At 37.3% G+C, this 1,287-nt stretch carries 1 protein-coding gene; it reads left to right on the plus strand.

Going from position 1 to position 1,287, the window contains the following annotated elements:
• Window positions 1–44: 44 nt before the first annotated feature.
• Window positions 45–1,249, plus strand: a protein-coding gene (locus D9R05_RS15410; protein WP_121668111.1) for an IS3 family transposase whose coding sequence is annotated in 2 segments (ribosomal slippage) — window positions 45–324 and window positions 324–1,249 — 1,206 coding nt in all. Because the reading frame shifts where the segments join, the coding sequence is not laid out codon by codon here.
• The last annotated feature ends 38 nt before the right edge of the window (window positions 1,250–1,287 follow it).

Raw genomic sequence — 1,287 nt, forward strand, 5'->3', positions numbered from 1 at the left:
TGGAATTACTACATTAGACAGGACATAGAGTTGAATGAATATTATTGCAAGTTGTTAACTTAGCATTTATGAGACGTAAAGCCAAACATTACACTTTAGAGTTTAAACAGAAAGCAGTAGAATTAAGTTATGCCAAAGGCAGTGTAGCGCAGGTTTGTGAGGACCTGGATATCTTACCTGCTGTTCTTTACCGCTGGCGTAAAGAGCAAAAGAATTATGGAAAAAATAGTTTTCCCGGCCGAGGTAACCCTAAAATGACCGATGAACAAAAAGAGATAGCTCGTTTAAAGAAACAGCTTAAAGAAGCCGAATTAGAACGTGATATCTTAAAAAAGGCGATTGGCATCTTCTCCGCGAGCGACAAGAAAAATACAGGTTCATAAAACAGCATCGTATGAAATTTCCTGTTGAGAAGATGTGCACTATATTAGCTGTGAGTAAAAGCGGTTATTACCACTGGTTAAAATCTGGCCCCAGCACCCTTTGGAAAGAAAATCAGAAGCTCTCTTCACTAATCAAAGATATATTTGAGGATAGTCACCAGAGCTATGGAGCTCCGAGAATAGAAGCTGAATTGAAAGCTTTAGGCTTTAAGGTTTCAAAGCCACGGGTAGCACGTATAATGAAGGCAAACTATTTATATGCTATGAGGAAGCGTAAGTTTAAAGCCACCACCGATAGTAACCATAAATATCCCACAGCACCAAACTTGTTGAACCAATGCTTTAATGTAGCTAGGGCTAATCAAGTATGGGTAAGCGATATTACCTATGTTCAGACCAATCAGGGTTGGAGTTACCTAACAGTGATCATTGATCTATTCAATAGAAAAGTTATAGGATGGGCTTTAAGTGATACCCTAAATACCGAGGATACTGTTATAAAAGCTTGGCAGATGGCTATTAAAAATACCACACTAACACAACCTTTGATATTTCATTCAGACCAAGGTATTCAGTATGCCAGCCAAAAATTTACTAATCTACTTAAAAGTTATAATGACCTGGTAAAACAATCGATGAGTCGAAAAGGTAATTGCTGGGACAATGCCGTAGCGGAATCCTTTTTTAAATCTCTGAAAGTAGAATGGGTATATTGGCATAAATACAAGCTTAGATCACAGGCAGAGCTATCTATCTTTCAGTGGATAGAAACCTGGTACAATACCAGAAGAAGACATTCTTATTTAGGAAACAGAACCATTAAAGAATTTGAAATAGATATGTATAATCAAAAACTAGCAGCATAGTCACTCAACTTAAAGTCCAGTTTTTTGTTGCAAGTCCA

It is taken from the genome of Mesonia aquimarina (genome assembly GCF_003667275.1).
GTDB lineage: Bacteria > Bacteroidota > Bacteroidia > Flavobacteriales > Flavobacteriaceae > Mesonia > Mesonia aquimarina.